Genomic DNA, 19369 nt, shown 5'->3' on the forward strand with positions numbered 1-19369 from the left:
CTGAAGAAGGCGCTGACCACGCCACCGCTGCGGTACGTGCCGATCCTGTTCGATTTCGAGAAACCCGGCGAGCGCGACCTGATCGAAGCGATCGTCCGCTTCGCCGCCGTCTCGCGCTTTGTGATCGCCGACCTCTCCGACCCCAGGAGCATTCCTGCCGAACTGCAGGCGATCGTCCCGCAGTTCCCGTCGCTACCGGTGGTGCCGATCATCGAAGCAACGCAGCGCGAATATCCGGTCAGCGACCACATCCTGCGCCGACCGTCGGTCGTCACACCGATCGTCCGCTATCACGACCCCGCGGATCTCCTGGCGATTCTCGAAAAGCAGGTCGTCAGCCCGGCCGAGCTGCGCTACCGCGAGCTGAACCCGATGCGGCATGAGTGATCACCGGTCCGGGCAAGCCGACACCACGACCGTCGACGGGCCGCACGACATCCGGCAGGAAGCCCCCCTGAGCAATCAACTGTCAGCCCTGCAGCGTGACGAGTTCGTCTCGGGAGTGCGCGACACTCTGCCACTGCTGCTCGGCGCGCTTCCTTTCGGGCTGATCTACGGCGCCATTGCCGCGACTTCCGGCTTGTCGATCGCCGCCGCCATGGCCATGTCCGTGTTCGTCTTCGCCGGTTCCTCGCAATTCATCGCGGTCGGACTGGTCGCCGCCCAGACGCCGGTGGCGATCATCGTTCTGACCACTTTGATCGTCAACCTGCGCCACCTGCTCTACAGTGCCACCCTGCTGCCCTACCTCAAGGATCTGCCACAAAGATGGCGCATCCCGCTCGCCTTCTGGCTGACCGACGAAACCTTCGCGGTCGCCGTGCACCGCTTCCAACGCAACGACAGCTCCCCCTGCAGGCACTGGTACCAGCTCGGCTCGTCGATCGCCATGTACCTCAACTGGCAATTGTGGTGTTTTCTCGGCCTGCTGCTCGGCAACCGGATTCCCGACGCGCAAGGCTGGGGGCTCGACGTGGCGATGCCGGTCACCTTCATCGGCATGATCATCCCCTTCGTCAAGACTGCACCGATGGCCGTCTGCGTGCTGACCGCCGGTGCCGCCGCACTGCTGACCCTGGCGCTGCCCTACAAGCTGGGGATCATCGTTTCGGCCTTCGCCGGCATCGCGTCGGGTCTGACAGCCCAGCGCATGCTCCGGGCAAAAACCAGGACGACCCGGCGATGAGTGCGAACGAAGCCTGGATGCTCGCCGGCATGGTCGCTGTCACCTTCGGTATCCGCTACCTGCTGTTCGGGCTGGCCGACCGGATTCGTCTGGCACCCTGGCTCGCCGAGTCGCTCAACTTCATCCCGCCGGCGGTGCTCACCGCGATCACCCTGCCTGCCGTCCTGCTGCCACGTGGCGACTGGTTCGTTTCACCGGCCAACCCCTACCTGATCGCCGCCCTGCTCAGCCTGATCGCCGGCGTCGTGACGCGCAAGCTGCTCGCCACCATCGCCATCGGCCTCGTCGGATTTCTGGCACATCGCCTGCTTTTCTAGCCCTCAGCGGCCGAATGGTTTTCGCCTGCCCGCTTGCGCAGCATCTCGATGATCATTGAAGCCGTCTGTTCGATCGAACGATGGCTGGCGTCGATCACCGGCCAACCGCGCCGGATGAACAGGCGACGCGCTTCGAGCACCTCCCTGCGCAGGGCATCGAGGTCTGCGTAGTCGATGTTGCCATCGTCCTTGAGCGCACTGAGGCGTGCTGCGCGGACCATTGCCAGACGCGCCGGATCGACGGTCAGCCCGACAATCAAAGGCCCGTTCGCCCGCAAGAGCCCGACCGGGGGGGGCGCCCCCGGCACCAGCGGCACGTTGGCCGCCTTGATGCCACGCGAGGCGAGGTACATGCAGGTCGGCGTCTTGGTCGCCCGTGACACGCCGACGATGATCACATCGGCGCCCTCAAGATCATCACTGGCGATGCCGTCGTCGTGAGCCAGGGTGTATTTCATGGCTTCGACACGGCGGAAGTAGTCCTCGTCGAAGGCATCGCCGGAACTGTGGTGCGACACCACCGGCGCATCCAGGTAGTCGGAGAGCTGGCCAAGCAGCGGCTCGAGCGCAAACTGATAGGGAATCCCCAGGTGACGACAGCCCTCCTCGAGCGCCTCGCGGACATCGCTGTGGCTGATGCTGTGCAGGACGTAACCCGGTACGGCCGCGAGTACGCCGAGGATTGCGGGAACCTGGTCCAGCCGGCGCACCATTTTCCACAGCCGGCGCCGCGTCTCGACACCGGCGAGCTGGGTGACGGCGTTGCGTGCCAGCATTTCGACCAGTTCGCCTGAGGCATGCGAAACCAGATACAGCATCAGGGTCTTGCTCATCGGCGCAGCCTCCCGGGCCAGCAGGTCATTCGCTCAGCGATGGTAACCACCGTCGAGACGCAGCACGCTGCCATTGATCATGACATTCTTGATGACGTGCAGAACGAGCATGGCAAACTCGGCGGGATCCCCGAAACGGTGTGGAAACGGAATCTGCCGCGCCAGTCGGGAGTCGAGGTTCTTCTCCATGTCGAAGAGTGTCTGCGTGCCGAAGAGCCCGGGGGCTATGCCGACCACGCGGATGCCCAGCGCACCGAGCTCACGCGCCGCCGGCAGGATCATGCTCACCACGCCGCCCTTGGATGCCGCGTAGGCTGCTTCGCCACTCTGCCCCTCATAAGCGGAAACCGACGCCGTGGACAGGATGATGCCGCGCTCGCCATTGCTCTGTGGCGACAGCCGGGCCATGTCGGCGGCGGCCAGCCGCATCATGTTGAAGGTCGAGATCAGGTTGACCTCGACGAGCTGGCGGAAATCTTCCAGCGGCATCGGGCCGTCGACACCGACGATCGGCTCGAAATGGCCTCGTCCGACGCAATGCACGAGCACCCTCGCCGGACCATTGGCCTCGCGCGCCCTGGCGATGGCGCTTTCCGCCGCCTCGGAATTTGCCACGTCGCAGTGAATCGCCTGCGCACCGATCTCGTCGGCAACCCGCCGCACCCCGTCCGCATCGATATCGATCACCGTCACCCGGGCACCCGCCTCGGCAAGATAGCGTGCGGTCTCGGCACCCAGTCCCGATGCTGCCCCGGTGACCACTGCCGGACATGCCCACAAATCCATCTTTGATCTCCTGCTTTCGTGGCCCACCTGGTCCACGCCAGCGTGCATTATCCGGTGCCGGAGCCAGCCAGGCAAACCGCCCGTTGTCTCGTCGCCCGATGTCGCGCGACCGGGTCAATCCGTGTTCGCCGCGAGCACGGGACCAGGCAGGCGCCGGACACCGAACAGGGCGGGCTGTCATCATTTCGCCACAAATCCGTCACACAATCCGGCTGTCGTCACGACATCGCGGACTTACCCCAGCCAGCCAAGGAGGCTCACCATGAAGCGCCATCTCTACACCACACCCGCAGCATCGCTGTATCCCGCAGTCGCCATTGCGGCCGCGTTTGCCTTCAGTCCCCTGGCGATTGCAGCGACACCTGTCGTCAGGATCGATGGATCGAGCGCCGTCTATCCGATTACCGAAGCGGTTGCCCAGGACTTCCAGCGCGCCAAGCTGCATGAGGTGCACGTGAATATCGGCGTATCCGGAACGGTGGCCGGCTTCAACAAGTTCTGTCGCGGCGAGACCGACATCACGAGTGCATCGCGACCGATCCTCAAGAAGGAGATGGACGAATGCGCCAAGGCCGGCGTCCGCTTCTACGAGATGCCGCTGGCCTATGATGCGCTGACCGTGGTGGTCAATCCGCAGAACACCTTCGTCAACAGCCTGAGCGTCGACGAGCTGCGCAAGCTCTGGGAGCCTGCTGCCCAGCACCGGATCCACACCTGGAAGGATCTCAACCCGGCATGGCCGGCCGAGAGGATCAGGCTCTATTCTCCGGGCCCTGACTCGGGAACCTTCGAGTCGTTTACCGAAGTCATTGTCGGCACGGCCAAATCCAGCCGTTCCGACGTCAGCACGGCCGAGGACCATGATGTTCTGGCGCAACGCATCGCTGCCGACAAGGACGCCCTGGGTTATCTGAGCCTCGACTACTATGTCGAAAACAAACAGAAACTGAAAGCGGTGGCGATCAGTGACGGCAAGCAGGCGGTGCTGCCGACGGTCGACAACGTTCGCAACGGCAGCTATCAGCCGCTGTCCCGTCCACTCTTCCTGTATGTCAGCGAACAGTCGCTGGAGAAGCCGGCGGTCAAGGAGTTCATCGACTTCTGCATGAAGAACGCTGCCCGGCTGGTTGTGGAAGCCAACTACCTGCCGCTGCCAGCCCGCGCCTATGTCGAGAATCTCGAGCGCATCCCCGCCAGGAAGGTTGGCAGCGTCTATGGTGGCGAGAACAAGCCGCGCATGCGGCCGGCCGACTCGCTGCAGATCTTCCGCGCCCTGATGCACGGCTCCTGACCAACCCTGCCGATCGTCCATGAAACCCGGCCGGCCCCCCCGTTCCGGCCGGCTCGCCGCGCGGCAACGAGTACTGCTGCGGCAACCGAGGCCATCCGGGGCCGGGTTCGACCCCACCACCATTACCCTGCCATCCACCCGACCTGTCACGGAGTGTTTCATGTCGTCACCAGCCAAGCCCTCCAGCATCGACGCCATCGTCGCGGCCGCCCATGAGCTGAAAATCAGAAGGCTCGCCGGAGTTGTCCGGGAAGCGCCAGCCGGCAAAAGGAGAAACAAGCGCAAGACATCCGGCACCGTGAGCTGCAAGGTGCAGCTCACCCGCGAGGAGTGCCGGAAACTGGCCAAACTGAAGAAACACCTGGCGAAGTCCGGAGTCAGTACGGGCAAGCAGGCGCTCGTACGGGCCGGTTTGTTGCTGCTCGTCGAACTCGATCGCACAGACCTGAAAAGCGCCATACGCGACGTGATCGCGCCGGAACGGCCGATGGACAAGAGCGCGTAACCCACGGAGACCTCGGCTTGCTGCCGCTGCCGGCCCTTCCTGCCGCCGCTTCGCCGTGCGAGCGGCGGACCCGGCAAAGAAGTCGGCAACCGCCTCCGGTTGCCGTCATCAGCTTGTCACACGACCAGCGCAGACTTCGGGTTGCGATCCAGACACCCAACCAGGAGTTCATGATGAATCATCTCGCATCCAGTCCCGCCGTCGCGACCATTGCACTGCTGACTGCGCTTGCCGTCCACCCTTCGGCCGGCGCCGCGCCTCCGGTGGTCAAGATCGACGGTTCGAGCACCGTTTTCCCGATCACCGAAGCCGTCGCCGAGGAGTTTCAGAAGGCCAGAAAAGGGGCGGTGAATGTCACGGTCGGCATCTCCGGCACTGGCGGTGGCTTCAAGAAATTCTGTCGTGGCGAAACCGACATCGCCAACGCCTCGCGGCCAATCCTGAAGAAGGAGATGGACGAATGTGCCAAGGCCGGCATCCGCTACTATGAAATGCCGGTTGCCTACGATGCGCTGACCGTGATGGTCAATCCGCAGAACGGCTTCATCAAGAGCCTGACGGTTGCCGAACTGAAAAAGATCTGGGAGCCTGCCGCGCAGGGCAGGATCAATAGCTGGAGGGACGTCAACCCGGCCTGGCCAGACCAGAAGCTCAAGCTTTACGGAGCCGGCGCAGACTCGGGTACCTTCGACTACTTCACCGAGGCCATCGTCGGCAAGGTCAAGTCGAGCCGTGGCGACTTCACGGCGTCCGAAGACGACAACGTGCTCGTCCAGGGAATTTCCGGCGACAAGGGCGCCCTCGGCTACTTCGGCTTTGCCTACTACATCGAAAACCAGAAAAAATTGAAGGCGGTGGCCATCGACGCGGGCAAGGGAGCGGTCGCACCGACACCCGAGAGCGTCGAGAACGGCACCTACCAGCCGCTCTCCCGGCCAATCTTCATCTACGTCAGCGAGCAGTCGATCGGCAAAGCCGAGGTCCGCGAATTCGTCGGCTTCTACATGAAGAGCGCCACGCAACTGGTCAAAGAGGTCAAGTACATCCCGTTGCCGGCAAAAGCCTACACGGGAAATCTCGATCACCTCGCCAGGAAGAAACTCGGTACCGTCTTCGGTGGCCGGAACGAAGTGGGCCTGACCATTGAAGAGTTGATGAAGCGCGAGGCACAGCTCTGAAAGGTAATGCAGCGGACCCTGCCGGCGATGCCCGCCAGGCCGGTCCGGCCCCTTGCCAACCCCTGCATCCCGGAAGCAGACTCATGAGCAGCATCTCCTTGAAGTACCCACCGCAACCGGTGGTCACGGCGGCCACCACCGTTCAGCGGCCGGTCAAGGTTGCTGCCAATCTTCGCCGCCGACTGACCGAACGCAGCATCGAGACCCTGCTTCTGCTGGCGGCCCTGGTATCGGTATTCACCACCCTGGCAATCGTCGCGATCCTCGTCTGGGAATCGATCGTCTTTTTCCGCACCGTTCCATTACTCGATTTCCTGACCGATACCCAGTGGACACCGCTGTTCGACGACGCCCACTTCGGCATCATCGCGCTTCTCTCCGGCACACTGACGACCACCCTGGTCGCACTGCTGGTAGCGATTCCCTTCGGTACCGTTCTGGCCATCTACCTTTCGGAGTTTGCGCCTTTTCGGGTGCGCGAACTCGCCAAGCCCTTCCTCGAGATGCTCGGTGGTGTCCCGACGATCGTCTATGGCTACTTCGCGCTGCTCTTCGTGACACCTCTGCTGCAGAAGATCCACCCCGGACTGCCCGGCTTCAACATGCTGGCAGCCGGACTGGTGATGGGCATCATGATCGTTCCCTACGTCAGTTCGCTGTCCGAGGACGCCATGCGCGCGGTACCGATGAACATGCGCGAAGCCTCCTACGCAATGGGCGCGACGCGCCTGCAGACGGCGCTTTTCGTGGTTACCCCGGCCGCCCTGTCGGGGCTTGCCTCGTCGTACATCCTCGGCATCTCGAGGGCGGTCGGGGAAACGATGGTGGTCGCCATCGCCGCCGGCATGCAGCCCAATTTCACCTTCAACCCGGCCGAACCGGCGGCCACTATCACCGCCTACATCGTGCAGGTGGCGCTCGGTGATCTGCCACACGGCTCGATCGGCTATCAGACGATCTTTGCCGCCGGCCTGACCCTGCTGTTGATCACCCTGTTGTTCAACATCATTGGCCACCTCCTGCGCCGACGGTTTCGTGAGGCCTACTGAAGATGAGCCCCCAATCGCACCCGACCACCACCAACGATGCCGCAGTAAACGAGATACGGCGCCTGATCGCCAGGCACAAGACCTGGGATGGGTTGTTCGGCCTGCTCGGCATTGTCACCCTGCTGTCTGCCCTGCTGGTCTTTGCCACCCTGTTCGGTCAGATGCTGGTCAATGGCTTGCCGCACCTGTCGTGGGAATTCTTCACCAGTTTTCCGTCGCGGCGTGCGGCCAGCGCCGGCATCCTGTCGGCCTGGGTCGGGACGGTCCTGGTCATGCTGGTTACCACCCTGGTAGCCGTACCGCTTGGTGTCGGTGCCGGCATCTACCTGGAAGAATACGCCGCCAGGAACCTGCTTACCGACATCATCGAGATCAACGTCACCAATCTCGCCGGCGTTCCCTCGATCATCTATGGCCTGCTCGCCCTGGGACTTTTCGTGTACCAGTTCGGACTCGGACAAAGCATCGCCGCAGCCGGACTGACGCTCGCCCTGCTGATTCTGCCGGTGGTCATCGTCGCCACGCGCGAAGCGATCCGCACCATTCCACAGAACATTCGCGAAGGCGCCTACGCTTGTGGTGCCACCAAGTGGCAGATGGTGGCGCACCACATCATTCCGTACTCGCTGCCCGGCATCATGACCGGAGTGATCATCGGTCTGGCGCGGGCGATCGGCGAAACGGCCCCGATCATCACGATCGGGGCGTTGACCTTCATCGCCTTCCTGCCGCCGTCGCCATTTGGTGACGCCGAGCATCTGCTCTCCTTCGAGTGGCTGCTGGCACCCTTCACCGTCATGCCGATCCAGATGTTCAACTGGATCTCCCGACCCGAGGAGGCTTTTCAGGCCAACGCTGCCGCTGCCGGACTGATACTGGTCGTGATGACCCTGTCGATGAACGCGATCGCCATCTGGATCCGCCACCACTTTCGCAAAAAGATCAAATGGTGAACCAATGATTCGCCAAACCGGGGAATAGGAATGTGAGCATCGCAAACACACTGACTGCCAAACCGACGGCCGAACTGAAGGCACGAGCCAACGCACTGAACTTCTACTACGGCAACTTTCAGGCCCTCAAGAACATCGACTTTCCAGTCGAGAAAAATCAGGTCACCGCTCTGATCGGTCCCTCGGGCTGCGGCAAATCGACCTTCCTGCGCTGCTTCAACCGCATGCACGATCTCTATCCGAACATGCGCTACGAAGGCGAGATCCTGCTCTATCCGGACGGCGTGAACATCGTCGACCGACAGGTCGATCCGATCGAGGTACGCATGCGCATTTCGATGGTCTTCCAGAAACCGAATCCGTTTCCCAAGTCGATCTACGAAAACGTCGCCTACGGCCTCCGCGTCCGCGGTGTTCGCAATCGTTCGCTGATCGACGAGAAGGTCGAGGAAGCGCTACGAGCTGCCGCCTTGTGGGGCGAAGTCAAGGACCGCCTCGGTGATCTGGCCTTCAACCTTTCCGGCGGCCAGCAGCAACGTCTGTGCATCGCCCGTGCGCTGGCCACCGACCCAGAAATGTTGCTCTTCGACGAACCCACTTCGGCGCTCGATCCGATCGCCACGGCGAAGATCGAGGAACTGGTGAGCGAGCTCAAGGAAAGGGTCACCATCCTGATCGTCACCCACAACATGCAGCAGGCGGCACGCGTTTCCGCCTATACCGCGTTCATGTACATCGGCGAGCTGATCGAGTTCGATGACACGAAGAAGATCTTTACCAATCCCTCGTCCAAGCTGACCGAAGAGTACATCACCGGCCGCTTCGGCTAGGTGGTCAAGCGTCGACCATGGCAGACAGCGCACTCGTCCTAACAGCGCAGCGCCGGCCTGTCGTGCGATACTGGCGCCTTCGTCGTCACATTGTCCCAGGGCAGCGGCATCCCCGCTCCTGTTTCCAGGGAAGTCCCGTCCGCATGAAGGAATTGGTCGACCGCTGGCAAACCCGGGCCGGCGTATGGCTTGCAATGCGCCCGATGCGTCCGAGCGATGCCCCGCTGGTCAAGGAGTCGCTCAACAAACTATCGGCCAATGCCCGACGTAGCCGCTTCTTCGCCTCGATCGGCGAGTTCTCGGATGACACGGTACGCCAGTTGGTGACGGTCGATCCGCAGCAGGCCTGTGCGCTGCTCGTGCTGCGAACCGACAACGAACTTCCGACGCCGATCGCCGGCGGTCGTTTCGTCTGCAACGAGAACGCCCAGGAGTGCTCGCTTTCAGTGCTGGTAGGCGATGCCTGGCAGGGCCAGGGGATCGGTCGGCGCATCATCCAGGCGCTGCTGCACGAAGCTTCGCGACGTGGCCTGCGCCGGATGACCGGTCAGGTGCTGGCCGACAACCAGGCAATGCTCAGGCTCGCCCGATCGTTGCACTTTGTCGTGCTGGAAAGCGCCAACGACGACGGTGTACTGCGAATCATCCGTGACATCCCCGACGAGCGGGCGCGACAGCGAGGCGGCCTCCTGGGGAGAGTCTTCCGCAGCTAGCCGGCAGTCACCACAGCCGGCGCCAGCCAGGTGGCGGAGAACACCACCCGGCCTGCTACACCGAACCCGAACACTGCCGGGAACCGATCCGGCGCGCGGCTCCCCGGATCAGCCGAACATGTCCTCGTACATCCGGCTTGCCCACTGAAAGTCCTCGGTCACCAGATCGTCGCGCCGCAGGTTGTCGTCGATCTGCTCCTGGATGATCACTCCCTTGTCGTCGAAGTGGTAGCGAAAGCGCACGGCAATATCTTCGCGGGGAGCGGCATTCACCATCATGAAACACAGGTTGTCGGGCAACGTGGCCCTGGCTTCCTTGCCGGCCACGCGATCGGCGATGTAGCGCGCAACGATCCTGGCGTGCGCGTTGGCAACGTGACCAGCCTTGGGATAGAAGTTGAACTGCGGAGAGACCAGGCCGACCGCATCGCCAATCACATACACGTCCCGGTCGTCGCGCAGGTTGAGAAAGACCGGGTCGACCGCCGCCCAGCCCGTCAGGGCACCTTCGGGGTTGCGCCCGATGCTCCCCGCCTTCCACGCCATATCACCGGCCTGATGCGGTGCCATCAGAATGCCGTGATCGAAGCGGAAGTCGCCGGCGCTGGTCCTGATTCGTCGGTTGAACGGGTCGACCTCCTGAATCACCGCTTTCGGCACGTAGCTGATCTGGTCACGATAGAGCACCGAGAACGCCTCCTGAAAACCTTCGGTAATCGGCTTGGGGCTATCCTTCGGGTCGAGAATGATGATCTTCCCCTTCACCCTGTTCTGCTTGAACAAACCGGCAATCAGGCAGGCCCGCTCGTAGGGCGACGGCGGACAACGGTGCGGCGGGGGTGGCAGGGTCATCACCAGATCACCGCCCTTGAAACCCTGAATCTCTGCCTTGAGGATGAAGTGCTCGGCATTCGGGATGTAGGCCGCCGGGTAGCGGGCACGCGTGTAGTCGGCAGCCTTGCGGTCATTGCCGAACCACGCCTCATAGTTGTAACGGATGCCGGCGCCAATGATCAGATAATCGTAGTCGACATGGCCCTGGGCGGTAATCACGCGTTTGCGGTCACGTTCGAAGGCGACGACCTCGGTCTGAATGAAGCGATAGTCGTACTTGCTGGCAACATCGAGATAGCTCCAGGTCAGGTAGTTGCCATCCACCACATCGACCAGCCACTTGTTGCTCATCGGGCACGAAAAGAAGACGGGGTTTCGTTCGAGCAGAACAACCTCGATCTTCGGATCGTTCTTCTTGAGATGCTTGGCGGCGCTGACCCCGCCCCAGCCACCACCGCAGATCACCACACGCTGGCCAGAGGACCTGGGCAGCAACGCGTCACCCTGGATGGTGATCAGGAAAGGGAGCGGATTGACTGGCTGGGCCAGAGAGGAAGCGGTGGCAGTGGCGCCGAGCGCACCCGCCGAGGCAAGGAACTGCCTGCGTGAAATGGGCATGGTAGATTCTCCATTCGTGACACATCCGCCCGGACGCGGAGTCGCCCGGGCTTACAAATGACCCACTGACGGATCGGTGCTGCCGAGGAGCGGTGCTCAGACCGCCGCAAACATCTCGGCAGGCAGATTGTCCCTGATTCCTCCGGAACTCGGCAAGCAATGCGCCGGTGGTGACCCGCAGCGTGCTTCGGGAACGCCTTGCCGCCGTCCGTCTGGCCAGTCAGGCGCCCGCCGAGGCCGCCCGGCAGTGTCCGATGATTGCCTCGAGCAGCAGCGTCTGCACGCCCGGCGGCAGGTCGTGCCCCATTCCTGGAATGATCTGCAGGCGAGCTCCCGCGATGTATCTGGCCGTGTCCCGCCCCGCTGCCACCGGCAGCAGCGGATCGTCAGCGCCGTGAATGACCAGCGTCGGGACGCGTATGCCGGCCAGTTCGCGACGTCGGTCGCCAGCGGCGGCAATGGCCAGCAACTGATGGATCTGTCCGCGCGGGTAATGCGCGCGATCGACTGCACGTTCGAGCTGCTGGCGCAGTTCGACCGGGTCGGTTGGAAAACCGGGGCTGCCGATGATGCTGAAGACGCGCAACAGGTGATCGACCTGGCTGGCCGGATCGTCTGGTCTCGCCGGCCGGCTGAACAATTGCCGCATGGCGGCCGGCTTGCCGAAAGCGACGCGCCAGTTGCCACTGGTCGACATGATCGAGGTCAGGCTGAGCAATCGCTCCGGATGGCGGGCTGCCAGGCACTGGGCGATCATGCCGCCCAGTGAGACACCGACGACATGGACACGCTCGATGTGCAGGGCATCGAGCAGGCCGGCCGCATCGTCGGCCATGTCGGCCAGACGATAAGGCGCGCGAACCGGCAGCCCCAGCACGGCCTTGGCAATTGCCAGCAGCAGCCGTGGCCGCCGGCGCCAGACGAGGCGCGTCGAACGGCCAGCGTCGCGGTTGTCGAAGCGGATGACGCGAAAACCGGCTTCGACCAGGCGGGCACAAAAAGCGTCCGGCCAGGCCACCAGCTGCATGCCCAGCCCCATCACCAGAAGGATCACCGGCGCCTCGGGGTCCCCGAGGCTCTGATAGCAGAGTTCGATTCCGTTGGCGGACACCAGCGCTTCGCCGGGGAGTGCCACCGGATCAAGCGGCCGTGCATCGCCCGCCTGCCACGAAGCACCGCCAGCGCCACTCAATATCTCGCCTGACGACGCGGATCGGGATAAAGGTAACTCCTGAATCCCGAGCGATCGAAGGGACGCCAGTCGTCCTCCGGCTGCGCCAGCCGATCGGCGATCGCGTACAGTGTCAGCGGGTTCAGTCCCATGCCGAGATGGCTCGCCTGGACCTCGATGTTGTCGGTGTGCGGGCTCTCGCGCTCGAGGCTGCATTGCCAGGCCACGACGCCATCGCTGCGGCTGAAGATCGAGGTCGTCGGCACCGGCGGCGGGGTACGCAGCGGCTGGTGCAGGTCGGGGGCGTCGATCTTGTGACCGGTCGCCCACTCGTAGATACGCCAGGCATTGGTCGCTTTCGGATGACCGGTGAATGGCGTTCCCATGGTGATCACCTGGCGCACGATATCCGGCCTGGCCTTCGCCAACTCTCGCGCATAAATGCCCCCGAGACTCCAGCCAATCAGGCTGACCGATCGTCCATGCGCATGCGCCAGTCGGTCAAGCAGTTCGATACACGCATCGACGACCCCTTCGCGTGGCCCGCGGTTGATACCCAGTCCCCACGGGGAAACCGTGTAGCCGCGGCTACGCAGGTAGTTGCGCAGCGGCAATGTCGACAGGTCGCCGGTGATCAGACCGGGAAACACCAGCACCGGGTGGCCATCGCCATGTGGCGCCATGCTCAGCAGTGGTGTCGCGGCGATGCTCGCACCGTATTCCCAGCCGGCACGCATCTCCAGGGCCAGCCGCACCCAGCCCGGGGAACGCAAGAGACCAAGCTCATACCAATGATGGGGTTCGTACATCCGCTTATCCTCCTCCTGCTTGAGTCATGCCCGGCGGCGTCGCCACTTCTGCTGGAGCCGGCGTCGTGTCCGCCGGCCGACGGGTCGACGTGGCGCGGCGGACGCGCCGTTTCGTTGTGGTGCCGGCCGGCGAATCGGCTGGCATTTGCTCCAGTTCGGCAAAGGCGACAGTTAGTGCCTGCGCCAGCGGGTGCACGTCCGGCAACGCATCGTGCGCGACGGTCAGGCCGAAATCAAGCGAATCGCAGTAACTGAAAACCGTGATGTTGAGCCCCAGGCCATGCGCGACGATACTCAGCGGCCAGCAGGCACGAACTCGGCCACCCGCGATGTAGAGCGCCTGGCGCGGACCCGGCACGTTGGAAATCGCCACGTTGGCCAACGGCGGGATGTGCCGGACAAGGCCGGAACGGCCATACAGCGAAGCCAGCCCGCCGACAATCCAGGGCACGCCGAGCGACGGAAAGTCGGTCGGAATGATCGACCGCGCGCGCCTCGTCAAGGCCTTGGCCGCGGCGGCAGCGGCGCGCACTGCCTGCAGTCTCCGCAAGGGGTCGGCAAGATTGGTCGCCAGCCGGACCAGAGTCAGCGTGGCCTGGATGGTCGTCTCGGTATTTCCAGCAGCGCGCAGCGATACGGGCATGGTGGCAATCAGCGACCTGCGTGGCAGCGCGTCAAGCTTTGCCAGGTAAGCACGCAAGGCGCTGCTGCACAAGGTGAGCACGACATCGTTGAGCGTCGCGGCATGCCGTTCGGCGACCTGTTTGACCGCCGGCAACGGCAGCGACACCGCAGCAAACCCACGCACTCCGCTGATCGGCACATTGATCGGCGTTCTCGGGCCAAACGTCAGGTTCTGCCGCATGCCCGGCAGCGCTCCGTCCCCTGCCGGGCTGACCAGATCGGCGAAGATCTTGAGCCCGTCAGGCAGGTGCCGGAGCAGTTTCAGATACTGCGCAGTGGTATGGCGGAAGCTGGCGCCAAGCCTCTGCCTCAGACCGGCGGTTTCTGCTTCGCCAATCTGCCCCCGCCAGTCGACCGGCGGCTCGCCCGGCTCGGAGCTGGCGTCGAACAGCGCGGCGGCGAGGGCCATTCCGGAAACCCCGTCGAGTGCTGCATGGTGAATCTTCAGGTACATGCCGACTTCGCCACTGGCCAGTCCTTCGATCACCGTCAACTCCCAAAGCGGGTGGCGACGATCGAGCAGCGTCGAGTGCAGCGCGCCGACACAGGCCTCCAGTTCACGGAAGCCGCCTGGTTGCGGCAGAACAACCTGGCGCAGGTGGTAGGCAAAGTCCGGCTCGCCGCCGTCGACCCACACCGGGTTGGCCAACTGCAGCGGCATCTCCGCCAAGCGGGCGCGGAAGAAGGGCGACAGCGCGAGGCGCGGTATCAGTTGCTGCCGGATGTCGCTCGCGAAGCTGCCGTCCTTGCCGGCCGGCGGCGCGATGACATAGAGTGCGGCGACATGCATCGGCGTCGCCGCCGTCTCCAGGTGCAGGAAAATCCCGTCCAGCCCACTCATGTTTCTCATTGCACACCCCGCGTCTCAGCCACTGGCTGCCGCCCCACGACCTGCTCAGGCGCGACACTTTAGCCGGCCCGCTGCGATTTTGGAAGGGACCCGCTGATCCGCGCAGAGACGGTAAACGCCGCCAAAAACACAACGCTGCCGAATCCGGCCCGCCGGACGAGGCAACCAGCAGCACGGCGCGGCACTGACAGGAATTTTCGACTGTCATTACACGGTCAGCGGAGGGTTCCCGGGCAATCACCCACCGCGATGGTCATTGCAAGGGCCGGGAATGCCGGCGGATGCAGCCGGATCTCAGGTCTTCAGGCTGAAGGGGGTGAAGTTGGTGCGCAGATCGTAATAGTCCTCGACTTCCGCCCGCTTCAGCGCGCCCACCACCAAGTAGGTCAGCGGCGTAAACACGACTTCGACCAGCAGCTTGGCGACAAACTGCGAAAGCATCACCTGCCAGAGGATTTCGTTCGGGATCAGACCGGAGTCATGGAATGCCAGGGGATAGAACAATGCCGAATCGACTCCCTCGCCGACGATCGTCGAACCGATGGTGCGTGTCCACAACCAGCGCCCACGGGTAAGAATCTTCATCCTGGCGAGCACGAAGGAGTTCGCGAACTCGCCGCAAAAGAAGGCAATCAGCGACGCCAGAACAATCCGCCAGGTCGATCCGAAAGCGATTTCGTAGGCCGCCTGATTCTGCCACTCGGGCGCTGGCGGCAGCTCCACCACCACCCAAGCCATCAGCGAGGCAAAGGCCATTGCCGCGAAGCCGGCCCAGATCACTCGTCGCGCCCGAGCATAACCATAGACCTCGGTGAGGATGTCGCCGAAGATGTACGATATGGGAAAAAACAGCACACCGGCGCCGAAGGTCAGCGGCCCGACCATGGGCAGCGAAAGCTGCGCTGCCTTGGCCGGACCGATCAGATTGGAGCACAGGTAGACGGCGACGAAGGCAGCCATCAGCAGGTCGTAGTAGCGGTAGCCGCGAAGTCTGTCCAACGACGGCTGGGCCTCGCTCATGTCGGTTTTCCTGCGCTCGAAGCCGGACCGAAGGCACGACCAGGTCGCCTGCTCCGCCCGTTTGCCGGCAGCCACCCCACGGGTTCAGATCCCGGTCCGGCGGACGAATCGCTCACGCTGCCTCCTACCGCTGCCGCGCTGGAAGAGGCGTGCGTTAGTCCCCTGCCCTGAGCACAGATTCACTGCCCCGGATTCTGCAGACGCTCGCCAAACATCCGGGCGATCGTTTGGTGGTGGCTCAGCAGCGTCTTCTCGAACAGTTCGGGTTGAACGCGGCACTCGTACTCGCTGGTCGCCGAAAAACCACCGGTATAGCCGCTGCGCATGCCACCGAGACGAGCCGCCAAACTCGCCACGTTGAGCGCCACCAGAGCGACGTTCTTGGCCGTATCGACGGCCTTGGTGCCGTCGCTGGTGGTGTTGATGAGTACGCCGATCTCATCGGTGGCGACCGTCTCCTGCAGCGACACGCGTGCCTTGTTGCCGTCCGGCGTGATGAACGCATGGCGGGTAACAAAGTTCACGAAACTGGCTGCGGCACGCGTCGTCACCTTGCCGCTCGTCCAGAAACTGGTGTCCGGGGTCAACTGGCCGCCGAGCACCGTCAGGCGCACCTTGAGCAGGGTCGCATCGAGCTGCTTGGCAATCCGGCTCTCCAGCTGCTGCGTCTGGGCGGCGGTGAAACCACCCGAGAAGCGGGTGCCGAAGGTCAGGTAGTCATCCTCTTTCTTTTTGCCGAACGAGATGGTCGTGATGAACTGCGTTTCGTCGATCAGGTGCAGCGGCAACCCCTTGGCACTGAAAAACAGACCCTTGCCGGCCTTGGCGTCCTGTTCGCTGGGCAAGGGCATGACGCCGGACGCGGCAAGCTCGGTAAACTCCGGCAGGGCAGCAAGCTCCTCGCGGCCGACGACCTCGATGCCACGCGCCTGGAGTTGCTCGACGGTCTGCTCATAGAAGCTGTCGGCAATCGCCTGAAACTGCTCGTTGCTGCTGCCGACCAGCCTGATCGCCACGTCCGAATCAGCACCGATCAGGGCGTCCAGTCCGGTCAGCGACTTGCTGTACTTCAGCTCGCTGACGAAGTCGACCATGAAGCTGGTGATCACGACGCGTTTGATGGTCGGCAACACCTCCGGGTTTTCGACCTTGACCAGCCGTGCCGCCTGCTCCTTGAAGTCAGTTTCGGATTCGGCGGCAAGCGCGGCGACCGTGCCTGCGGTCAGGAAAAAGGTGGTGGCAATGAACAGTTTCTTGATCACTGGTTTCATGGAAGGCATCTCGTCGAAAATCAAAACCGCCGATTCTAGCTCAGCTTGATCCTCATGGAGGTTGCTTTCCCACGCACCCGGTTGTCCAAGCCAGCCAATCGCTTGCCCGTCGCACCGCAGGTGGGTCGGCTTTGTCGGCGGTGACACCTTGCGGCGGGAACGTCGGGTGCCATTTGCACTCCGACTCGCTGTAGCTTAGGCTACCGACTGCACTGATGCGGACCGTGCGCCGTCGCGTGCCATGCGGCGCGCAGCGGGCGGTTGCTTCGCCGAATCCGGGAACGTCACGGCACGGCGCATGCACTTTCTCGGGACGCGTCAGCGATGCATCATCCGCAGATCCCAACCAACCCCAGCGAGGACAGCCCATGACTCTGCGAATCGAAAACCACAAACTGGTCGGCGACCAGGTCAACCACCGCGACACACCCAACCGTGGCGGCGTCATGACCCCCAGCTATCTGGTGCTGCACTACACCGCCGGACGCTCGCTCGAGAGCTCGGTGGAGTCCCTGTGCACCCGAAAACCGCAGGGCAACGCGTCGGCACACGTCGTGCTCGGACGCGATGGACGGATCGTCCAGCTGGCGCCGTTCAACATCGTCACCTGGCATGCCGGCGTCAGCCAGTGGGCAGGTCTGGTGGGCCTCAATGCACACTCGATCGGTATCGAGATGGACAACGCCGGATTGCTCAAGCGAGTCGGTAGCCAGTACCAAGCGTGGTTCGGCAAGGTCTACCCGGAAGAGGAAGTCCTGCTGGCCGTGCATCGCAACGGCGGACCTCTATCGCCCTGGCATAGCTACAGCGAGGTGCAGATCGAACGCGCACTGGAACTCGCCGACCTGCTGGTCGAACACTACGGCCTGCAGGACGTCCTCGGCCACGAAGACATCGCCCCCGGCCGCAAGAGCGACCCCGGCCCGGCTTTCCCTCTGGCCGCGGTGAAGAGCCGGGTCCTCGGCCGCGAAAGTGATTCCCCGCAGCGCTACCGGGTCACGGCCAGCAGCCTCAACATCCGTAAGGGTCCTGACGCCAGCTTCGAACCGGTCGCTGCGGCGCTCAGGAAGGGAACCGAGGTCTTCCTTCTCGAGGCACGCGACCGCTGGAGTCTGGTCGAAGTGGTCGCCAACGCCGAAGTCGAGGGTTGGGTGAGCAACGCCTTCATCGCACCGCTGGGCAACACCCGCAGTACGCCGGCGGCAGCCATCGCCGGCGCAGCGCCCGACATGCCGGAAGGCACCAGGGGTGCAGGCCGGAAACAGACCGGCAAGAAGGCGCGACGCGCCAGGAAGCAGCACGCCGGGCAAGATGAATAGCGGGTCTGCCCACATGACCGGCGCCAGCGCGGCACCATCCGGCACACCTCCCGACTAGACGGGCGATGGCGCGGCTGTTCATCAGCTATCGCACCGCCGACGGCCGCGACAAGGCAACCGCCCTGGCGCGTGATCTGGGCGAACGGTTCGGCGACGAGCAGGTTTTCCTGGACAAGGATGATCTGCGGGCCGGTGTCCGCTGGCGCGACGAAATAGCGCGCACCCTCAGGCAACAGCCCGTCCTCCTGCTGCTGCTGACCCCGCAACTGCTGGCCGCGACCGACGAGACGGGTGCCTTGCGCATCGTCGATCCGGACGACCCGGTGCGGCGCGAGGTCGTCGCCGCGCTGGCGGCCGGCGCGCACCTCATACCACTGCTCTGCGATGACCTGCCGGGGCCACCCGATGCCGCCACGCTGCCGCCGCCGTTCGACCGTCTGGGCGAATTCACCTGGCGGCCACTGCGCGCCTATGACTGGAAGAACGACCTGCAGCGTCTGGTCGACGACCTGGACGCGCTCGGCCTTGCCCCGGCGGCCACTTCGTCGCTGGCCGAAGACGACGCAACAACCGCCCCCGCCGACCAGCCGAAGCCGAAACAGCGGCTCACCCCGGCGCTGGCCGCCGCCCTCACCGCCAGCCTCATCCTGACCCTCGCCGGCGGCTGGTATACCCTGCGGCGACCGGCACCGCCGGCCCTGCCGGGCGGGCTGCCGACCACCACCCCACCCACTGTTGACGGCGGCTGGCTGGCGGCGCTGGCACCCGACGAGCAACTGACCCTCGCGCTGCGCCAGAGCGGAACGGAGCTGACGCTGCTCAGCCGGCCCGTGAATATCAGCCAGCGCGCCGACTGGGCCGACTATCGCCGCTTCTGGCGTGAACACTCGGCCACCGATCTGCTGGCTATCGCTTACCGTGGCAAGGGCAGCAGCCATCTCGCGGCGGACGGCAGTACGGTGGTGGACATTGCCCTGGAAGTGATCAGCAGTCCTGGCGAGGCAGTGGTCGATACCGGCAATCTGCACGTCACGCTGGCCTCCGACGGCAGGAGCATGATCGGCAGCCTGTGGTTGAACAGTGAGCAGAAGGAACGTGCCGCCCATCTGACGCGCATCAGACAGGAACAATGACCCGGCTGGCGTCCGCCGG

The 19369-nt window shown here is 63.8% G+C and carries 19 protein-coding genes and 1 pseudogene; 12 read left to right on the top strand and 8 right to left on the bottom strand.

Going from position 1 to position 19369, the window contains the following annotated elements:
* From JNK99_RS04675 to JNK99_RS04685, 3 genes and pseudogenes are all read left to right on the top strand, one after another.
* Positions 1-387 (top strand): annotated as a pseudogene (locus JNK99_RS04675) (pentapeptide repeat-containing protein); the annotation flags it as partial.
* Entirely contained in the window at positions 380-1186 is an 807-nt protein-coding gene (locus JNK99_RS04680; protein ID WP_291849321.1) for an AzlC family ABC transporter permease, read from the top strand. The pseudogene JNK99_RS04675 and the gene JNK99_RS04680, both read left to right, overlap by 8 nt.
* A complete protein-coding gene (locus JNK99_RS04685; protein WP_291849324.1) occupies positions 1183-1503 on the top strand; it encodes an AzlD domain-containing protein in 321 nt (106 codons plus the stop codon). The genes JNK99_RS04680 and JNK99_RS04685 overlap by 4 nt, the downstream gene beginning before the upstream one ends.
* Here the strand turns inward: JNK99_RS04685 and JNK99_RS04690 are convergent.
* Positions 1500-2336 carry a pyruvate, water dikinase regulatory protein gene (locus JNK99_RS04690; protein WP_291849327.1) on the bottom strand — a complete coding sequence of 279 codons (837 nt, stop codon included), beginning with the start codon at positions 2334-2336 and terminating at the stop codon, positions 1500-1502. The genes JNK99_RS04685 and JNK99_RS04690 overlap by 4 nt on opposite strands.
* A gap of 33 nt (positions 2337-2369) precedes the next feature.
* A complete protein-coding gene (locus JNK99_RS04695) occupies positions 2370-3122 on the bottom strand; it encodes an SDR family oxidoreductase (RefSeq protein WP_291849330.1) in 753 nt (250 codons plus the stop codon).
* Between the two features lie 262 nt (positions 3123-3384).
* Here JNK99_RS04695 and JNK99_RS04700 point away from each other — a divergent pair, with 262 nt between their 5' ends.
* The 7 genes from JNK99_RS04700 to JNK99_RS04730 all read left to right on the top strand — a co-directional run bounded on the left by JNK99_RS04700 (position 3385) and on the right by JNK99_RS04730 (position 9641).
* Positions 3385-4413 carry a PstS family phosphate ABC transporter substrate-binding protein gene (locus JNK99_RS04700; protein ID WP_291849332.1) on the top strand — a complete coding sequence of 343 codons (1029 nt, stop codon included), beginning with the start codon at positions 3385-3387 and terminating at the stop codon, positions 4411-4413.
* Between the two features lie 19 nt (positions 4414-4432).
* Entirely contained in the window at positions 4433-4918 is a 486-nt protein-coding gene (locus tag JNK99_RS04705; protein ID WP_291849334.1) for a hypothetical protein, read from the top strand.
* A gap of 173 nt (positions 4919-5091) precedes the next feature.
* Positions 5092-6096, top strand: coding sequence for a PstS family phosphate ABC transporter substrate-binding protein (locus tag JNK99_RS04710; RefSeq protein ID WP_291849336.1), 1005 nt, complete (start codon positions 5092-5094; stop codon positions 6094-6096).
* A gap of 83 nt (positions 6097-6179) precedes the next feature.
* On the top strand, positions 6180-7145 hold the full coding sequence (gene pstC / locus JNK99_RS04715; protein WP_291849338.1) for a phosphate ABC transporter permease subunit PstC: 966 nt from the start codon (positions 6180-6182) through the stop codon (positions 7143-7145).
* 2 nt (positions 7146-7147) lie between these two features.
* Complete coding sequence (pstA, locus tag JNK99_RS04720) at positions 7148-8098, top strand: phosphate ABC transporter permease PstA (protein WP_291849342.1); 951 nt, start codon at positions 7148-7150, stop codon at positions 8096-8098.
* Positions 8099-8136: 38 nt separating this feature from the next.
* A complete protein-coding gene (gene pstB, locus JNK99_RS04725) occupies positions 8137-8928 on the top strand; it encodes a phosphate ABC transporter ATP-binding protein PstB (RefSeq protein WP_291849404.1) in 792 nt (263 codons plus the stop codon).
* Between the two features lie 194 nt (positions 8929-9122).
* On the top strand, positions 9123-9641 hold the full coding sequence (locus JNK99_RS04730) for a GNAT family N-acetyltransferase (protein ID WP_366518709.1): 519 nt from the start codon (positions 9123-9125) through the stop codon (positions 9639-9641).
* A gap of 108 nt (positions 9642-9749) precedes the next feature.
* On the opposite strand, the gene JNK99_RS04735 is transcribed toward JNK99_RS04730, so the two are convergent.
* The 6 genes from JNK99_RS04735 to JNK99_RS04760 form a co-directional block, all read right to left on the bottom strand.
* Positions 9750-11093 carry an FAD-dependent oxidoreductase gene (locus JNK99_RS04735; RefSeq protein WP_291849347.1) on the bottom strand — a complete coding sequence of 448 codons (1344 nt, stop codon included), beginning with the start codon at positions 11091-11093 and terminating at the stop codon, positions 9750-9752.
* Positions 11094-11313: 220 nt separating this feature from the next.
* Positions 11314-12285, bottom strand: a complete 972-nt coding sequence (locus tag JNK99_RS04740; protein WP_291849350.1) for an alpha/beta hydrolase — start codon at positions 12283-12285, stop codon at positions 11314-11316.
* Complete coding sequence (locus JNK99_RS04745) at positions 12282-13073, bottom strand: alpha/beta hydrolase (protein ID WP_291849353.1); 792 nt, start codon at positions 13071-13073, stop codon at positions 12282-12284. The genes JNK99_RS04740 and JNK99_RS04745 overlap by 4 nt, the downstream gene beginning before the upstream one ends.
* A 4-nt stretch (positions 13074-13077) precedes the next feature.
* On the bottom strand, positions 13078-14598 hold the full coding sequence (locus JNK99_RS04750; protein WP_291849356.1) for a wax ester/triacylglycerol synthase family O-acyltransferase: 1521 nt from the start codon (positions 14596-14598) through the stop codon (positions 13078-13080).
* Between the two features lie 303 nt (positions 14599-14901).
* Positions 14902-15627, bottom strand: coding sequence for a queuosine precursor transporter (locus JNK99_RS04755; RefSeq protein WP_291849360.1), 726 nt, complete (start codon positions 15625-15627; stop codon positions 14902-14904).
* A gap of 179 nt (positions 15628-15806) precedes the next feature.
* Positions 15807-16898, bottom strand: a complete 1092-nt coding sequence (locus JNK99_RS04760) for a hypothetical protein (RefSeq protein ID WP_291849363.1) — start codon at positions 16896-16898, stop codon at positions 15807-15809.
* A 368-nt stretch (positions 16899-17266) separates the two neighbouring features.
* Here JNK99_RS04760 and JNK99_RS04765 point away from each other — a divergent pair, with 368 nt between their 5' ends.
* Positions 17267-18217 (top strand): N-acetylmuramoyl-L-alanine amidase, encoded by a 951-nt coding sequence (locus JNK99_RS04765; RefSeq protein WP_291849366.1) that lies wholly within the window; start codon positions 17267-17269, stop codon positions 18215-18217.
* A gap of 65 nt (positions 18218-18282) precedes the next feature.
* On the top strand, positions 18283-19350 hold the full coding sequence (locus JNK99_RS04770; protein WP_291849369.1) for a toll/interleukin-1 receptor domain-containing protein: 1068 nt from the start codon (positions 18283-18285) through the stop codon (positions 19348-19350).
* Positions 19351-19369 lie beyond the last annotated feature (19 nt).

Origin of the sequence: Accumulibacter sp., from assembly GCF_016789985.1 — a bacterium.
Taxonomy (GTDB): Bacteria; Pseudomonadota; Gammaproteobacteria; order Burkholderiales; family Rhodocyclaceae; genus Accumulibacter.

Excerpts from the sequence above, each read along its gene's own strand:
- pstC (WP_291849338.1), top strand. The coding sequence starts at position 6,180 with ATGAGCAGCATCTCCTTGAAGTACCCACCGCAACCGGTGGTCACGGCG.
- JNK99_RS04730 (WP_366518709.1), top strand. The coding sequence starts at position 9,123 with ATGCGCCCGATGCGTCCGAGCGATGCCCCGCTGGTCAAGGAGTCGCTC.
- JNK99_RS04700 (WP_291849332.1), top strand. The coding sequence starts at position 3,385 with ATGAAGCGCCATCTCTACACCACACCCGCAGCATCGCTGTATCCCGCA.
- JNK99_RS04770 (WP_291849369.1), top strand. The coding sequence starts at position 18,283 with ATGGCGCGGCTGTTCATCAGCTATCGCACCGCCGACGGCCGCGACAAG.
- JNK99_RS04695 (WP_291849330.1), bottom strand. The coding sequence starts at position 3,122 with ATGGATTTGTGGGCATGTCCGGCAGTGGTCACCGGGGCAGCATCGGGA.
- JNK99_RS04705 (WP_291849334.1), top strand. The coding sequence starts at position 4,433 with ATGAAACCCGGCCGGCCCCCCCGTTCCGGCCGGCTCGCCGCGCGGCAA.
- JNK99_RS04755 (WP_291849360.1), bottom strand. The coding sequence starts at position 15,627 with ATGAGCGAGGCCCAGCCGTCGTTGGACAGACTTCGCGGCTACCGCTAC.
- JNK99_RS04690 (WP_291849327.1), bottom strand. The coding sequence starts at position 2,336 with ATGAGCAAGACCCTGATGCTGTATCTGGTTTCGCATGCCTCAGGCGAA.
- JNK99_RS04760 (WP_291849363.1), bottom strand. The coding sequence starts at position 16,898 with ATGAAACCAGTGATCAAGAAACTGTTCATTGCCACCACCTTTTTCCTG.
- JNK99_RS04765 (WP_291849366.1), top strand. The coding sequence starts at position 17,267 with ATGACTCTGCGAATCGAAAACCACAAACTGGTCGGCGACCAGGTCAAC.
- JNK99_RS04735 (WP_291849347.1), bottom strand. The coding sequence starts at position 11,093 with ATGCCCATTTCACGCAGGCAGTTCCTTGCCTCGGCGGGTGCGCTCGGC.
- pstA (WP_291849342.1), top strand. The coding sequence starts at position 7,148 with ATGAGCCCCCAATCGCACCCGACCACCACCAACGATGCCGCAGTAAAC.
- JNK99_RS04745 (WP_291849353.1), bottom strand. The coding sequence starts at position 13,073 with ATGTACGAACCCCATCATTGGTATGAGCTTGGTCTCTTGCGTTCCCCG.
- JNK99_RS04685 (WP_291849324.1), top strand. The coding sequence starts at position 1,183 with ATGAGTGCGAACGAAGCCTGGATGCTCGCCGGCATGGTCGCTGTCACC.
- JNK99_RS04680 (WP_291849321.1), top strand. The coding sequence starts at position 380 with ATGAGTGATCACCGGTCCGGGCAAGCCGACACCACGACCGTCGACGGG.
- JNK99_RS04750 (WP_291849356.1), bottom strand. The coding sequence starts at position 14,598 with ATGAGTGGGCTGGACGGGATTTTCCTGCACCTGGAGACGGCGGCGACG.
- JNK99_RS04710 (WP_291849336.1), top strand. The coding sequence starts at position 5,092 with ATGAATCATCTCGCATCCAGTCCCGCCGTCGCGACCATTGCACTGCTG.